General features: G+C 71.6%; 14 protein-coding genes. 7 read left to right on the top strand and 7 right to left on the bottom strand.

Translation table 11 applies throughout. From position 1 onward, the window contains the following. Positions 1-78 precede the first annotated feature (78 nt). Positions 79-516: a gamma-glutamylcyclotransferase family protein gene (locus ACZ58V_RS04095; RefSeq protein WP_189722895.1), complete on the bottom strand. Its 438-nt coding sequence runs from the start codon at positions 514-516 to the stop codon at positions 79-81. Positions 517-612: 96 nt separating this feature from the next. Between ACZ58V_RS04095 and ACZ58V_RS04090 the strand changes: the two genes are divergently transcribed. Together ACZ58V_RS04090 and ACZ58V_RS04085 are read left to right on the top strand one after the other, a co-directional pair. Further along, complete coding sequence (locus ACZ58V_RS04090) at positions 613-2061, top strand: NAD(P)H-quinone dehydrogenase (protein ID WP_468187433.1); 1449 nt, start codon at positions 613-615, stop codon at positions 2059-2061. 165 nt (positions 2062-2226) lie between these two features. Beyond that, positions 2227-3201, top strand: a complete 975-nt coding sequence (locus ACZ58V_RS04085) for a DeoR/GlpR family DNA-binding transcription regulator (protein WP_189722897.1) — start codon at positions 2227-2229, stop codon at positions 3199-3201. A 303-nt stretch (positions 3202-3504) separates the two neighbouring features. On the opposite strand, the gene ACZ58V_RS04080 is transcribed toward ACZ58V_RS04085, so the two are convergent. Continuing rightward, the gene (locus ACZ58V_RS04080) at positions 3505-5280 is read right to left on the bottom strand and encodes an acetyl/propionyl/methylcrotonyl-CoA carboxylase subunit alpha (protein WP_468187435.1); all 1776 of its coding nucleotides are present in this window, start codon (positions 5278-5280) and stop codon (positions 3505-3507) included. A gap of 344 nt (positions 5281-5624) precedes the next feature. Between ACZ58V_RS04080 and ACZ58V_RS04075 the strand changes: the two genes are divergently transcribed. Next, a complete protein-coding gene (locus ACZ58V_RS04075; RefSeq protein WP_468187437.1) occupies positions 5625-6101 on the top strand; it encodes a hypothetical protein in 477 nt (158 codons plus the stop codon). Here ACZ58V_RS04075 and ACZ58V_RS04070 read toward each other — a convergent pair. From ACZ58V_RS04070 to ACZ58V_RS04055, 4 genes are all read right to left on the bottom strand, one after another. Then, positions 6070-6690 carry a Maf family protein gene (locus ACZ58V_RS04070; protein ID WP_471288200.1) on the bottom strand — a complete coding sequence of 207 codons (621 nt, stop codon included), beginning with the start codon at positions 6688-6690 and terminating at the stop codon, positions 6070-6072. The two genes, ACZ58V_RS04075 and ACZ58V_RS04070, sit on opposite strands and share 32 nt — an antisense overlap. Before the next feature lie 27 nt (positions 6691-6717). After that, positions 6718-6846 (bottom strand): morphogenic membrane protein MmpB, encoded by a 129-nt coding sequence (mmpB, locus tag ACZ58V_RS04065; protein ID WP_255961279.1) that lies wholly within the window; start codon positions 6844-6846, stop codon positions 6718-6720. 110 nt (positions 6847-6956) lie between these two features. Next, complete coding sequence (locus ACZ58V_RS04060; protein WP_189722901.1) at positions 6957-7166, bottom strand: acyl-CoA carboxylase subunit epsilon; 210 nt, start codon at positions 7164-7166, stop codon at positions 6957-6959. 25 nt (positions 7167-7191) lie between these two features. After that, on the bottom strand, positions 7192-8796 hold the full coding sequence (locus tag ACZ58V_RS04055) for an acyl-CoA carboxylase subunit beta (protein ID WP_468187440.1): 1605 nt from the start codon (positions 8794-8796) through the stop codon (positions 7192-7194). A gap of 110 nt (positions 8797-8906) precedes the next feature. Here ACZ58V_RS04055 and ACZ58V_RS04050 point away from each other — a divergent pair, with 110 nt between their 5' ends. Both ACZ58V_RS04050 and ACZ58V_RS04045 read left to right on the top strand, forming a co-directional pair. Then, complete coding sequence (locus ACZ58V_RS04050; protein WP_468187442.1) at positions 8907-9779, top strand: biotin--[acetyl-CoA-carboxylase] ligase; 873 nt, start codon at positions 8907-8909, stop codon at positions 9777-9779. A 245-nt stretch (positions 9780-10024) separates the two neighbouring features. Continuing rightward, positions 10025-11128, top strand: a complete 1104-nt coding sequence (locus tag ACZ58V_RS04045; protein WP_468187444.1) for an adenylate/guanylate cyclase domain-containing protein — start codon at positions 10025-10027, stop codon at positions 11126-11128. A gap of 9 nt (positions 11129-11137) precedes the next feature. Here ACZ58V_RS04045 and ACZ58V_RS04040 read toward each other — a convergent pair whose 3' ends face one another. After that, complete coding sequence (locus tag ACZ58V_RS04040) at positions 11138-11788, bottom strand: hypothetical protein (RefSeq protein ID WP_468187446.1); 651 nt, start codon at positions 11786-11788, stop codon at positions 11138-11140. A gap of 218 nt (positions 11789-12006) precedes the next feature. Between ACZ58V_RS04040 and ACZ58V_RS04035 the strand changes: the two genes are divergently transcribed. Together ACZ58V_RS04035 and ACZ58V_RS04030 are read left to right on the top strand one after the other, a co-directional pair. Beyond that, the gene (locus ACZ58V_RS04035) at positions 12007-12807 is read left to right on the top strand and encodes an enoyl-CoA hydratase/isomerase family protein (RefSeq protein ID WP_471288197.1); all 801 of its coding nucleotides are present in this window, start codon (positions 12007-12009) and stop codon (positions 12805-12807) included. A 207-nt stretch (positions 12808-13014) separates the two neighbouring features. Then, positions 13015-14169, top strand: coding sequence for a GGDEF domain-containing protein (locus ACZ58V_RS04030; protein WP_471288195.1), 1155 nt, complete (start codon positions 13015-13017; stop codon positions 14167-14169). The last annotated feature ends 43 nt before the right edge of the window (positions 14170-14212 follow it).

Genomic DNA, 14212 nt, shown 5'->3' with positions numbered 1-14212 from the left:
CCGGTGAATGCCTACGCGCGTAGATGGTGGAGCCAACGGGGTGGCGATCGTTGTCTTGTCGTTTCCGACAGGTGGGGCTCAGCAGGGGCGCTTGCGGAGTTCCATCACATAGTCGTGCGGGGCCCCCGCCGATTCGGCCGCGTCGGCGATCTCGCCCAGGTAGCGGGCGGAGGGCAGGCCGCCCTCGTAGGCGTTGAGGGCGTAGGACCAGGCCGGCTCGTCGCCCTCCAGGGTGTGCACCCGTACGCGCGTGCGCCGGTAGATCTCCAGGCCCACGCCCTCCCAGCGGTCCATCGAGTCCTCGTCCATGGGGGCGATGTCGTACAGCGAGACGAAGACCTGGGAGGTGGGGTCCTCGACGATCGTCGGCAGGGCGCCCTCCCAGCCCATGTGCTCGCCGCCGAAGGTCAGCCGCCACCCGTTCAGCCAGCCGGTGGCGCGCAGCGGCGAGTGCGGGGCGCGGCGGGACATCAGCCGCGCGTCGAGGTTGCCGGCGTACGCGGCGTAGAGCGACATGGGGGAAGGGTACGGCAGGCGGACTCGCGTCACTCGCGTAACGGAGCCGCATCGCGGCGGGCCCCCGGGCGGTATCGCGTTGAAGGGTGCGGGACAATGGAGTACGTGACTCGGATCGTGATCATCGGTGGCGGACCCGGCGGATACGAAGCGGCGCTGGTGGCCGCTCAACTCGGCGCGGAGGTGACCGTCGTCGATTGCGACGGTCTGGGCGGGGCGTCGGTGCTCACCGACTGCGTACCGTCGAAGACTCTGATCGCGACGGCCGAGGTGATGACCACCTTCGACTCGTCGTACGAGGAGCTGGGGATCATCGTCGCCGACGACACCCCGCCCATGGAGCAGTCCGCCCGGGTGGTCGGGGTCGACCTGGGCAAGGTCAACCGGCGTGTGAAGCGGCTCGCGCTCGCCCAGTCGCACGACATCGCCGCCTCCGTGACGCGTGCCGGGGCACGTGTGATGCGCGGGCGCGGGCGGCTGGAGGGCATGCAGGCGCTCGACGGGTCGCGGAAGGTCGTGGTGCGCGCCGCTGACGGGAGTGAAGAGACTCTTACGGCTGATGCGGTGCTCATCGCCACCGGTGGGCATCCGCGTGAGCTGCCCGATGCCCTGCCGGATGGTGAGCGGATCCTGAACTGGACCCAGGTGTACGACCTCAATGAGCTCCCCGAGGAGCTGATCGTGGTCGGGTCGGGTGTGACCGGTGCCGAGTTCGCGGGCGCCTACCAGGCGCTGGGTTCGAGGGTGACGCTCGTGTCGTCGCGGGACCGCGTGCTGCCGGGCGAGGACCCGGACGCGGCCGCCGTGCTGGAGGACGTCTTCCGGCGGCGCGGCATGAACGTCATGGGGCGTACCCGGGCACAGTCCGCCAAGCGGGTCGGGGAGCGGGTCGAGGTGACCCTCTCCGACGGGCGCGTCATCACCGGGTCGCACTGTCTGATGGCCGTCGGCGCCGTGCCCAACAGTGCGGGCATGGGGCTGGAGGAAGCCGGGGTCAGGCTGCGCGAGTCCGGCCACATCTGGACCGACAAGGTGTCCCGTACGACCGCTCCCGGCGTGTACGCGGCCGGTGACGTGACGGGCGTGTTCGCTCTCGCCTCCGTGGCCGCCATGCAGGGGCGGATCGCGATGTACCACTTCCTCGGCGACGCCGTGGCCCCGCTGAACCTGAAGACCGTCTCGTCGAACGTCTTCACCGACCCGGAGATCGCCACGGTCGGCTACACCCAGGCCGACGTCGACGGCGGGAAGATCGACGCCCGGGTCGTGAAGCTGCCGCTGCTGCGCAACCCGCGCGCCAAGATGCAGGGCATCCGCGACGGCTTCGTCAAGATCTTCTGCCGTCCGGGCACCGGGATCGTGGTCGGTGGTGTCGTCGTGGCGCCGCGGGCCTCGGAGCTGATCCACCCGATCTCGATCGCGGTCGACAACAATCTGACCGTCGAGCAGATCGCGAACGCCTTCACCGTCTACCCCTCGCTGTCGGGCTCGATCGCCGAGGTGGCACGGCAGTTGCACACGCGCAAGGAGACCGGCGAGGGCTGAGGCCGAAACCGGCTCCTCGCTGGTCACGGGGAGTATTCGACCATGTGTGTGGCATAGGCGGCGGGACTAGGCTCTATACCACTTCCCGCTGGTCCGTGCGAACATCTTCTGCTATTCAGCGCAAACTGCTGAAAGCAGACGGTCGCTGGCGTTACTGTCAGTTTCGTGTTCGCTGCAGAACGTCGCCAATTGATCCTCGAAATGGTGCGAGCGAACGGGGCCGTGTCGCTCCGTGAGCTCGCCCGCGTCGTCCAGACCTCCGAAGTGACCGTACGGCGGGACGTGCGCGCGCTGGAGGCAGAAGGACTCCTCGACCGCCGGCACGGCGGTGCGGTACTGCCGGGCGGTTTCACGCGGGAGTCCGGCTTTCCGCAGAAATCCCATCTCGCGACCGCCGAGAAGACCGCCATCGCCGACCTCGCCGCGAACCTCGTGGAAGAGGGCGAGGCGATCGTGGTCGGGGCGGGTACGACGACCCAGGAGCTGGCGCGCCGGCTCGCCCGGGTGCCCGGACTGACCGTCGTCACCAACTCGCTGCTGGTGGCGCAGGCATTGGCCCATGCCAACCGGGTCGAGGTCGTGATGACCGGCGGTACGCTCCGCGGTTCGAACTACGCCCTGGTCGGCAGTGGTGCCGAGCAGTCCCTGCACGGGCTGCGGGTGTCGCGGGCCTTCCTGTCCGGAAGCGGTCTGACCGCGGAGCGCGGGCTGTCCACGTCCAACATGCTGTCGGCGTCCGTCGATCGGGCGCTGGTGCAGGCGGCCGCGGAGGTCGTGGTCCTCGCCGACCATACGAAGCTCGGGACGGACACGATGTTCCAGACCGTGCCGACGGATCTCATCACTCGCCTTGTGACGGATGAGCCGCCCGCCCATGACGACCGTGCGGCCACCGAGCTTCAGGCTCTTGCCGACCAGGGCGTGCAGATCGCCGTGGCCGGGGGGCAAGGGGGTTCGGCGGGGGCGGCCGGGCCGGGGGGTGACGCCGTCCCGGCTCGCCAGCAGCGTCGGGACGTGCCGTTGCCCGGACCTCGCCGTCAGGTTCCTGGTGCGGGGGGTGGGTTACGGTCCGCCGCGATGCTGGGGGAGCAGGGGGCTGGAGCGGAGCGGGCTCGGGTCGCGGATCTGCGGCGGCGGTAGGGAGCCGCGGGGGTGACCCCCCACGCCCACCCGTGCCGCCCTGGGGGCACCTCCCAGGCCCTTAAGGCACTGGGGGAGGCACGATTGCCCGAAGCCAGGGCAACCACGACGCGCCCGCAGCCGCGTACGCACGGAAGGGGACGTGTCGGGGGGTGTCCGCCCGCAGCGGTTGGCGCGTCAACGGACAGTTAGCTGGTATCCGACCCCATCGCGCCGTTCCGAGGACGGACACCCCCCGGCGCGGCCCCGACCCACCACCCGGCGGGTGGGCGCTAGGCGCGCCCACCCGCCGAGTGCGTTGCCTCAGTCCTTGATTTCGCAGATGGCCGCGCCGGACGTGACCGACGCGCCGATTTCCGCGCTCAGGCCCTTGATCGTGCCCGACCTGTGGGCGTTGAGGGGCTGCTCCATCTTCATCGCCTCAAGGACGACGACCAGGTCGCCCTCCTTGACCTCCTGGCCCTCCTCGACGGCCACCTTGACGATGGTGCCCTGCATGGGAGAGGCGAGGGTGTCGCCGGAGGCGACGGGGCCCGACTTCTTCGCCGCGCGGCGCTTGGGCTTGGCGCCCGCCGCCAGGCCCGTACGGGCCAGGGACATGCCCAGTGAGGCCGGGAGGGAGACCTCCAGGCGCTTGCCGCCGACCTCGACGACGACCGTCTCGCGGTCCAGCTCCTCCTCCGCGTCCGTGGCGTCGGCTGGCGCCGCGAAGGGCTTGATCTCGTTGACGAACTCCGTCTCGATCCAGCGGGTGTGGACCGTGAACGGGTCGGACGAGCCGGTGAGCTCGGGGGCGAACGCCGGGTCCTTCACCACCGCACGGTGGAACGGGATCGCCGTCGCCATGCCCTCGACCTGAAACTCCTCCAGCGCGCGGGCGGCCCGCTGCAGAGCCTCCGCGCGGGTGCGGCCGGTGACGATCAGCTTGGCCAGCAGGGAGTCCCACGCCGGGCCGATGACCGAGCCGGACTCCACGCCCGCGTCCAGGCGGACACCGGGGCCGGACGGCGGGTCGAACTTCGTGACCGTGCCGGGGGCCGGGAGGAAGTTGCGGCCCGGGTCCTCGCCGTTGATGCGGAACTCGAAGGAGTGGCCGCGCAGCGCCGGGTCGTCGTAGCCGAGGACCTCGCCGTCGGCGATGCGGAACATCTCGCGGACGAGGTCGATGCCGGCGACCTCCTCGGTGACCGGGTGCTCCACCTGGAGACGGGTGTTGACCTCAAGGAAGGAGATCGTGCCGTCCAGGCCGACGAGGAACTCGACCGTGCCGGCGCCGACGTAGCCGGCTTCCTTCAGGATCGCCTTGGAGGCCGAGTACAGCTCCTCCACCTGCGCTTCGGACAGGAAGGGGGCGGGAGCCTCCTCCACCAGCTTCTGGTGCCGGCGCTGGAGGGAGCAGTCACGGGTGGAGACCACGACGACGTTGCCGTGCTGGTCGGCCAGGCACTGGGTCTCCACGTGCCGCGGCTTGTCCAGGTAGCGCTCGACGAAGCACTCGCCACGCCCGAAGGCGGCGACCGCCTCGCGCACCGCCGAGTCGTACAGCTCGGGCACCTCTTCGAGCGTGCGCGCGACCTTCAGGCCGCGACCGCCGCCGCCGAAGGCCGCCTTGATGGCGATCGGCAGACCGTGCTGCTCGGCGAAGGCGACGACCTCGTCGGCACCGGAGACCGGGTCGGGCGTGCCCGCCACCAGTGGGGCGCCCGCGCGCTGCGCGATGTGCCGGGCGGCGACCTTGTCGCCGAGGTCGCGGATGGCCTGCGGGGGCGGGCCGATCCAGATCAGGTCCGCGTCCAGCACCGCCTGGGCGAAGTCCGCGTTCTCGGAGAGAAAGCCGTAGCCGGGGTGGATGGCGTCCGCGCCCGACTCCCGCGCGGCCTTGAGCACCTTCTCGATGTCGAGGTAGCTGGTGCCCGGGGTGTCACCGCCCAGGGCGAACGCCTCATCCGCGGCGCGGACATGCAGAGCGTCCCGATCAGGGTCGGCGTAGACGGCCACGCTCGCGATGCCGGCATCCCGGCAGGCCCGGGCCACGCGGACAGCGATTTCGCCACGGTTGGCGATGAGCACCTTGCGCACGATGAGGCTCCCTCCTTGAAACAAGCCGAGTTTAGGGACTGCCGACACGGCACTTCGACCCGTCCCCAGTGGTGAGCTTGCCCACACGGAGCGTGATGCGAGGCTCGCTCGACCCGCGAAATCCCTTGTCGCACCGCGGTACGCAGCACTCCTGCGGGAAACCCTAGCCGTCCCTTGTGGTCAAGGTCTCTGTCATCACGTGCTGCGGGCCACTCCGTTTCTTTGTGGAGTCCCTACGAATGGCCCAATGATTCTTTGCCCGCGGCTGAACCCTTGTCCCAGGGTTTACCTGTCAGTAGCGTTCGCGATGTCTCGAACGTACTAGGGGTAAGAGGGTGGGCCCGGTGGTGCGCAGGCCGGTGGCGTGGGTCGTGGCGGTGGTGCTGTTCGGTGAGGCGTTCGGCATCGCCGCGCTGAACTGGTTCCTCGGGGTCGTCGTCGACCGGCAGGACATGTCCCTGGCCGGCCTCGATCCGCACATGATGTCGGTGTCGTCGAAGATCGGCGGGGTCGCCTTCGGCCTCTACTTCGCGCTGTGCGGCCTGGTCGCCCTGCTCGTGGCGCTGCGGGACCGCCCGCCGGCGGGCCTCGGGCGTGTGCTGCTGATCAGCGCGGCGGTCGTGCACGGGCTGCTGGGCGCCTTCACCTGGGGTCCCGTCGGCTGGACCGCGTTCCTGTTCATGATGCTGGTGCTCGGCCTGATCGTCCTGCTGCTGATGACGTACGACCGCCCCGCCGAGCCCGCCGACGCCGCGCCACGGGCCGGGACCGGCGGCGACGGGTCCCCGGTCACTGCTCCGCCGGCGCCCACAACTCCGTGATGCCGACGCCCAGGTCGGCGAGGAGCCGCCGGACCAAGGGCAGGCTGATGCCGATGACGTTGCCGTGGTCGCCGTCGATGCCGTTGATGAACGGGGCCGAGCGGCCGTCCAGGGTGAAGGCCCCGGCGACGTAGAGAGGTTCGCCGGAGGCGACGTAGGAGGCGATCTCCTCGTCGGTGGGGTCGCCGAAGTGGACGACGGTGGACGCGGTGGCGGAGACATAGCGGCCGGTGAGCGTGTCGTAGACGCAGTGGCCGGTCTGGAGGGTGCCGGCGCGGCCGCGCATCGACTTCCAGCGTGCGGTGGCCTCCTCGGCGTCCGCGGGCTTGCCGAGGGCCTGGCCGTCCAGGTCGAGCACCGAGTCGCAGCCGATCACCAGCGCACCCTTGACCTCCGGCCGGGCCGCCACGACGGAGGCCTTCGCCTCGGCGAGCGCGAGCGCCAGCTCGGCGGGGGTGGGGGCGGTGACGGCGTCCTCGTCGACGCCGCTCACGATCACCTCGGGGGTGAGTCCGGCCTGGCGGAGCAGTCCGAGCCGGGCGGGGGACTGGGAGGCGAGGACGAGTCGCCTGCGGCGCTGAGCGGTCATGCGGTCAGGTTAGTCGGCGAGGCCGGCTCACCTCACGCCGATCACGAGCATGGCCACGAACATGGCCAACGCCATGAGAACGCCCAGCCGCCGAAGCATGTCCTGCATGTCGCGGAGCTCTTTCGGCGGCTCGTTCTCGGGGTCGGACCACAGCATGAGTCCAGCGTGCGGCTCGGCGGGGCGGGGCGCCTGAGTAGGGGTACTCAAATCGGCGCCCCGCGTTGTTCCGCCGCGCGCGGTTCCCCGCGCCCCTGAGGGCGAGAGTGCTAGCCCGGCCAGTAGGTGCGGCCCCAGGCCGTCGGGCCCGGCTGGGGCAGGCGGTGGGACGCGATGCGGGACGGGTCGGACCAGGAGTCGCGGGGGGCGGGTGCGCCGGGCGGGGTGTCTGCCGCCGCCGCGGCGCGGGCCCTGACCACCGCCAGTGCGGCGGCCAGCTCCTCCGGGGTCGGGTTGCCCCGTACGACCTTGATCGTCATGTGGGCCTCCTGGGCTCGCTGAGGGCTAGAGGGGGATGTTGCCGTGCTTCTTCGGAGGCAGGGATTCCCGCTTCGTGCGCAGTTGACGCAGCCCCCGTACGACATGGCAGCGGGTGTCGGACGGCATGATCACCGCGTCGACGTAGCCGCGCTCGGCCGCGACGTAGGGGTTGAGCAGGGCGTCCTCGTACTCCTGGATCAGCCGGGCCCGGACCGCCTCGAGATCCTCGCCGTTCGCCTCCGCCTCCGCGATCGTGCGGCGGTGCAGGATGTTGACCGCGCCCTGGGCGCCCATGACGGCGATCTGGGCGGTGGGCCAGGCGAGGTTGAGGTCGGCGCCCAGGTGCTTGGAGCCCATGACGTCGTAGGCGCCGCCGAAGGCCTTGCGCGTGATGACCGTGATGAGCGGGACGGTGGCCTCGGCGTAGGCGTAGATCAGCTTGGCGCCGCGGCGGATGATGCCGTCGTGCTCCTGGTCGACGCCGGGCAGGAAGCCGGGGACGTCGACGAAGGTGATGACCGGGACGTTGAAGGCGTCGCAGGTGCGCACGAAGCGGGCCGCCTTCTCGGAGGCGGTGATGTCGAGGCAGCCGGCGAACTGCATCGGCTGGTTGGCGACGATGCCGACGGGGTGGCCCTCGACCCGGCCGAAGCCGGTGACGATGTTCGGCGCGTACAGCGGCTGCGTCTCGAAGAACTCGGCGTCGTCCAGGATGTGCTCGATCACCGCGTGCATGTCGTACGGCTGGTTCGCGCTGTCCGGGACGATGACGTCCAGCTCGCGGTCCTCGTCGGTGATCTCGAGGTCGGCCTCCTCCGCGAAGACCGGCGGCTCGGAGAGGTTGTTGGACGGCAGGTACGACAGCAGCTGCTTGACGTACTCGATGGCGTCCTTCTCGTCGCCGGCCATGTGGTGGGCCACGCCCGAGGTCGCGTTGTGGGTGCGGGCTCCGCCGAGCTCCTCGAAGCCGACGTCCTCGCCGGTGACCGTCTTGATGACGTCGGGCCCGGTGATGAACATGTGCGAGGTCTGGTCGACCATGACCGTGAAGTCGGTGATGGCCGGGGAGTACACGGCTCCGCCGGCGCACGGGCCCACCACCAGGCTGATCTGCGGAATGACACCCGAGGCGTGGGTGTTGCGGCGGAAGATCTCGCCGTAGGCGCCGAGTGAGGCGACGCCCTCCTGGATCCTGGCCCCGCCGGAGTCGTTGATGCCGATGACCGGGCAGCCGGTCTTCAGGGCGAAGTCCATGACCTTGACGATCTTCTGGCCGTAGACCTCGCCGAGCGCCCCGCCGAAGACCGTGAAGTCCTGGGAGAAGACGGCGACGGGGCGGCCGTCGACGGTGCCGTACCCGGTGACGACGCCGTCGCCGTAAGGGCGGTTCTGGTCCAGTCCGAAGTTGGTGGACCGGTGCCGGGCGAACTCGTCCAGCTCGACGAAGGAGGCTTCGTCCAGGAGGAGTTCGATCCGCTCACGGGCCGTCAGCTTGCCCTTGGCGTGCTGCTTCTCGACGGCGCGTGCGGAGCCGGCGTGCGTCGCTTCCTCGATACGGCGTTGGAGATCCGCGAGCTTGCCCGCGGTCGTGTGGATGTCGGGCTGCTGCAGCTCTTCCGGCTCGGACATCGGGATGCGGCTCCCTGCCTGCTCAAAAGGGGGGACGGTTACTCATCCGTAGAGTAGTGCGGTGCCTTCAGGTCGGCAGTGCGGCGTTTACCACACCTAGGGTGGCTTGCATGACGCCGCGAGATGCATCAGAGCCGAGAGAGCCGAACGGCAGCCGTTGGTCGGACCTGGACCGTCCGCCCCTCAATGTCACCGCCCTGCGCCGGGGGCTGGTGCGGGAGGGAGGGCTGTGGTCGGAGGTGGACGTGGTGCAGCGCACCGGCTCCACCAACTCCGACCTCGTGGCCCGGGCGGCGAAGGGTGAGGCCGTCGAGGGGGCGGTGCTCGTCGCCGAGGAGCAGACGGCCGGGCGCGGGCGCCTGGACCGGCAGTGGACGGCGCCGCCGCGGTCGGGCCTGTTCTTCTCCGTGCTGCTCACACCGGGCGAGGTGCCGGTGGCGCGGTGGGGGTGGCTGCCGCTGCTCACGGGCGTGGCGGTGGCTACGGGGCTGTCGCGGGCGGCGGGTGTCGACACGGCTCTGAAGTGGCCGAACGACGTGCTGGTCACGGTGCGGGGCGAGGAACGCAAGGCCGGGGGGATCCTCGCCGAGCGGGCCGGTGACGACGGGGTCGTGATCGGGGTCGGCATCAATGTCTCGCTGAAGGAGAACGAGCTGCCGGTGCCGACGGCGGGGTCGGTGGGGCTGGCCGGGGCGGTGAGCACGGATCGGGATCCACTGCTGCGGGGGGTGCTTCGTTCCCTGGAGGAGTGGTACGGGAAGTGGCGTGGGGCGGGGGGTGACCCGGGGGTGAGCGGGTTGCAGGAGGCATATGCGGCGGGCTGCGCGACGCTCGGGCGGACCGTGCGGGCGCAGTTGCCCGGGGATCGGGATGTCGTGGGGGAGGCCGTGGCCGTGGATGGGGACGGGCGGTTGGTGCTGGCTACGGAGGACGGGGTGGAGCCGGTGGGAGCCGGGGACATCGTGCACCTGAGGCCGGTTTGAGCTGAGGCCGGGTGGATGCGCCGCTCGGCGCGACGAGGTGCCTCCCCCCACTCTCGGCTCGGCTCGAGCGGGGGGACCCCGACCGCCCACCCGTGCCGCCCTGGGGGCACCTCCCAGGCCCTCAAGGCACTGGGGGAGGCACGCATGCCCGCAGCTGAGTACCTGACGGAGTGAGCTGGCGCACACCTGCCGTAGAGTTGAGGCCGGTCGATACATGACCGTGACAGATCGGAAGGGCAGCACGCGTGACCGTCGAAGACCCGGATTCCGGCACGGACGCGCAGGGCGCCGACCCCGGCGAGGACCCGCTCGCCCTGCGCCTCGAAGGGCTCATTCTGGGGGCCGAGCGCCGGTACACCCCGTTTCAGGCGGCCCGCAGCGCCGGTGTCTCCATGGAACTGGCCTCCCGCTTCTGGCGGGCGATGGGCTTCGCGGACATCGGGCAGGCCAAGGCCCTCACCGAGGCGGACGTACTCGCTCTGCGGCGCCTCGCCGGTCTCGTCGAGGCGGGGCTGCTGAGCGAGGCGATGGCCGTCCAGGTGGCCCGGTCCACCGGGCAGACCACCGCACGGCTCGCCGAGTGGCAGATCGACTCGTTCCTGGAGGGGCTGACCGAGCCGCCCGAGCCGGGCATGACCCGCACCGAGGTGACGTACCCGATCGTCGAGCTGCTCCTGCCCGAGCTGGAGGAGTTCCTCGTCTACGTCTGGCGGCGTCAGCTCGCCGCCTCGGCGGGACGGGTCGTGCAGGCCGCAGACGACGAGGAGATGGTCGACCGGCGCCTCGCCGTCGGCTTCGCGGACCTGGTCGGGTTCACCCGGCTCACCCGCAGGATGGAGGAGGAGGAGCTCGGCGAGCTGGTCGAGGCCTTCGAGACCACGGCCGCCGACCTGGTGGCCGCGAACGGCGGACGGCTGATCAAGACCCTCGGCGACGAGGTGCTGTACGCCGCCGACGACGCGGGCATCGCCGCCGAGATCGCCCTGCGCCTGATCGAGACCATGGCGCACGACGAGACGATGCCGGAGCTGCGCGTCGGCATGGCGTTCGGCACCGTGACCACCCGAATGGGCGATGTCTTCGGTACGACCGTGAACCTGGCCTCCCGGCTCACCTCGATAGCTCCGAAGGACGCCGTCCTCGTCGACACGGCTTTCGCGGAGGAGCTGATCCGTACGCAGGACGCCCCGTCCTCCGAGGCGGAGGCGGCCGAGGAGGCCGTCGCGGCGGAGAAGGAGGGCGAGGAGCCTTTGGCGTACCGGTTCGCGTTGCAGCCGATGTGGCAGCGGCCCGTGCGTGGGCTGGGCGTCGTGGAGCCGTGGCTGCTCACGCGGCGGGACCTGGGCTGACAGAGGCGGTCAGCCGCGGCGGCCCGGCGTGTCCACGCACAGGCCGATGACCGGCACGCACAGGCCGGGCTCGTCCGGCTTCTTCGGCTGCTCGGGCTTGGGCGCCGGGGCGGGCGTGGTCCGGCTCGGAGGAGCGGGCGCGGCCGGGGTCGGGCGTGGGACGTCGCCCTGGGTGGCCGGTGCCGGGGTGTTCGGCGTGTCGGGGATGGCCGTGGGCCGGTGAGCGGCGGTCGTGGCGGCCCCTCGGGTGCCGGTCGGGGCGGGCGGGGCCGGCCGTGCGCCCCTGGTGACCGGGGACGGGGTCAGGCCGCCCAGGACCGTGGGTGACGAGGGGCTGATCCCGGGGGCGGCCGGGAAGGTCGCGGTGGTGTCGGTGGCCCGGTCCGTGCCGGTGGTGACCGGGTCGGGGCGGGGTCCGGCCTCGACGGTGCCGACGGCGTCGGGGCTCGGGCCGGAGGCCAGGCGTACGAGGCTCAGGGCGCCGGCGGCCAGGGCGAGGCCGCCGGCGGCGAGCAGGACCTTGGGGGAGCGGGGCTTGCGGTGGCGGCCTCGGACGCGGGGGGTGAAGAGGCCGGTTTCCGTCGGGGGCGGCTCCCTGTGGCGGGGTGCCGTGGCGGCCCTGGTGTCCCGCTGTGGCTCCGTCGGCGTGTTCGTCCTCATCACGGTTCCTCCCCGATGCGCACGCGCCCCCTGTGCGCCGTTGGCGGACGCACGCTATGCGCTCCCTTGGGCGGTCGGGCCGGAATTGAGGTGATGTCACTCGAACGGGTGGGCGGGTGATCACGCGGGAACCGGTCGCGTCCGCTCTTTCGTGCGGCGGGTGCGGCTGCGATGATCGGGGCGGTGAGGTTGTTAACCCGCGTTAACCGGAGGGTGTCATGAGTGAGGAACGGTTCGGGGAGTTCGTGCTGGTGCGGCGGCATGAGCAGGGGCATGTCGCGGAGCTCGTCCTCGACCGGCCCAAGGCCATGAACGCCGTGTCGACCGAGATGGCGCGGTCCGTCGCCGGGGCGTGTGCGGCGCTGGGGGAGGACCGGGACGTACGGGTGGTCGTGCTCACCTCGACGCATGAGCGGGCGTTCTGCGTGGGGGCCGACCTGAAGGAGCGGAACTCGTTCAGCGACGCGGATCTGGTGGGGCAGCGGCCGGTGACGCGTGGGGCGTACACCGGGGTGCTGGAGATGCCGGTGCCGACGGTGGCGGCGGTGCACGGGTTCGCGCTGGGGGGCGGGTTCGAGCTGGCGCTCGCGTGTGACGTGATCGTGGCGGACCGTACGGCGGTGGTGGGGCTGCCGGAGGTGTCGGTGGGGGTGATTCCCGGGGGTGGGGGCACGCAGTTGCTGCCGCGCCGGGTGGGGGCTGCGCGGGCGGCTGAGCTGATCTTCTCGGCGCGGCGGGTGGAGGCCGTCGAGGCGGGCGAGTTGGGGTTGGTCGATCAGGTGGTGGAGGAGGGACGGGACCGGGAGGTGGCGTTGGAGCTGGCCTCTCGGATCGCGGGGAATTCGCCGGTGGGGTTGCGGGCGGCGAAGCGGGCGTTGCGGTTGGGGCAGGGGCTGGATCTGCGGGCGGGGCTTGAGGTGGAGGATGCGGCGTGGAGGGCGGTGGCGTTCTCGGGGGATCGGGCGGAGGGGGTCGCGGCGTTCAACGAGAAGCGGAAGCCGGAGTGGCCGGGGGAGTGAGCTGGGGTTTGTTGTCCGGTACTCCGGGGTGAGGCTGGGGCGGGTGGGTGCGCAGCCCGGCGGAGCGGGGTGCCGCTCTCTGTGGGACGGGTGCCGCCCCTAGCGGCACGCATGCCCGCAGCTAGGGCGGCGCGCGCCCGCAGCTTGGTCCGCCCCGTTCGCGTCGTCAACAGAACGGATTGGCTGAAAAGTCCCTAGCCTGGAGTGATGGGTGAGGACAGACGGCTGGTGGCCGTCGTCGCGTTGGCTCAGGGGATGGCGGCCGCGCACGGGTCGCGTGAGGCGTGGCGGGCGGCGGCTGCCGGGGCGTGCCGGGCGCTGGGCGGGAGTTTTGCCGCGCTGTCGGTGTGGGAGCGGGAGCTGGGGCGGCTGAAAGTCCTCGTGAACGTCGGTGCGCTGGCCGACGGGGAAGAGGAGTTCCCGGAGGACGAGGCCTATCCGGTGCACCAGTTCGCGGAGATCACCGAGTTCCTGCACGAGCAGTGGGCGGCGGGAGGCGGGGAGCCCGACGCGTGGGTGGAGACCGCCGAAGGGCCCGCCGCCGGGCGGCGTCCCGGATACTGCCATCAGCGCGTCGCCGCCCTGCGCCGCCGGGGCCGCGGCTGCTGCGTGGTCGCGCCGATCGTGCTGCACGGGCGGGCCTGGGGCGAGCTGTACGTGGCCCGGCCGGCCGGTGAGGCCGTCTTCGAGCGGGACGACGCCGACTTCGCCACCGTCCTGGCCTCCGTCGTGGCCGCCGGCATCGCCCAGACCGAGCGGCTGGAGGAGGCCCGGCGCCTCGCGTTCACCGACGCGCTGACGGGACTCGCCAACCGTCGTGCCGTGGACGTACGCCTGGAGCAGGCGATCGAGCGGCACCGCGGGGACGGCGCGGTCGTCAGCCTCGTGGTCTGCGATCTGAACGGGCTCAAGCGGGTCAACGACACCCATGGGCACGCCGTGGGCGACCGGCTCCTGGAGCGTTTCGGCTCGGTGCTGTCGCTGTGCGGGGCCATGCTGCCGGGGGCCCTGGCGGCACGGCTCGGCGGGGACGAGTTCTGTCTGCTCGCGGTCGGGCCGTCCGCCGACCAGGTCGTGAAGGCCGCCGGCGAACTGTGCCGCCGAGCGTCCGAGTTGGAGCTCGGGGACGGCGTGGCCTGCGGGGTCGCCTCCACCGAGGATCCGATCGGGCCCGTACGGTCTGCGCGGCGGCTGTTCCGGCTCGCGGACGCGGCCCAGTACCGGGCCAAGGCCGAGCGGGCCGTCCGGCCGGTGGTCGCGGGCCGGGCGGGGCCCGACGATCCCGTCATGCGGCTGGCGGACGAGCCGTCCAACGGTGCCGACGGCGAGCGCCGGCGATTCCGGGGGCGGCACGCGCCGTAGGGGAGCCGCCCGAGGATGTGACGTAGCGGTAAGGGGTGAACCC

Source organism: Streptomyces sp. NPDC040589 (assembly GCF_055594445.1).
Note: the sequence above shows the minus strand (reverse complement) of the source record. Positions and strands in the feature narration are given on the sequence as shown.

Coding starts and splice junctions, on each gene's coding strand:
- ACZ58V_RS04095 (WP_189722895.1), bottom strand. CDS start 516: ATGTCGCTCTACGCCGCGTACGCCGGCAACCTCGACGCGCGGCTGATG.
- ACZ58V_RS04090 (WP_468187433.1), top strand. CDS start 613: ATGGAGTACGTGACTCGGATCGTGATCATCGGTGGCGGACCCGGCGGA.
- ACZ58V_RS04070 (WP_471288200.1), bottom strand. CDS start 6,690: ATGACCGCTCAGCGCCGCAGGCGACTCGTCCTCGCCTCCCAGTCCCCC.
- mmpB (WP_255961279.1), bottom strand. CDS start 6,846: ATGCTGTGGTCCGACCCCGAGAACGAGCCGCCGAAAGAGCTCCGCGAC.
- ACZ58V_RS04060 (WP_189722901.1), bottom strand. CDS start 7,166: ATGACGATCAAGGTCGTACGGGGCAACCCGACCCCGGAGGAGCTGGCC.
- ACZ58V_RS04055 (WP_468187440.1), bottom strand. CDS start 8,796: ATGTCCGAGCCGGAAGAGCTGCAGCAGCCCGACATCCACACGACCGCG.
- ACZ58V_RS04050 (WP_468187442.1), top strand. CDS start 8,907: ATGACGCCGCGAGATGCATCAGAGCCGAGAGAGCCGAACGGCAGCCGT.
- ACZ58V_RS04040 (WP_468187446.1), bottom strand. CDS start 11,788: ATGAGGACGAACACGCCGACGGAGCCACAGCGGGACACCAGGGCCGCC.
- ACZ58V_RS04035 (WP_471288197.1), top strand. CDS start 12,007: ATGAGTGAGGAACGGTTCGGGGAGTTCGTGCTGGTGCGGCGGCATGAG.
- ACZ58V_RS04030 (WP_471288195.1), top strand. CDS start 13,015: ATGGGTGAGGACAGACGGCTGGTGGCCGTCGTCGCGTTGGCTCAGGGG.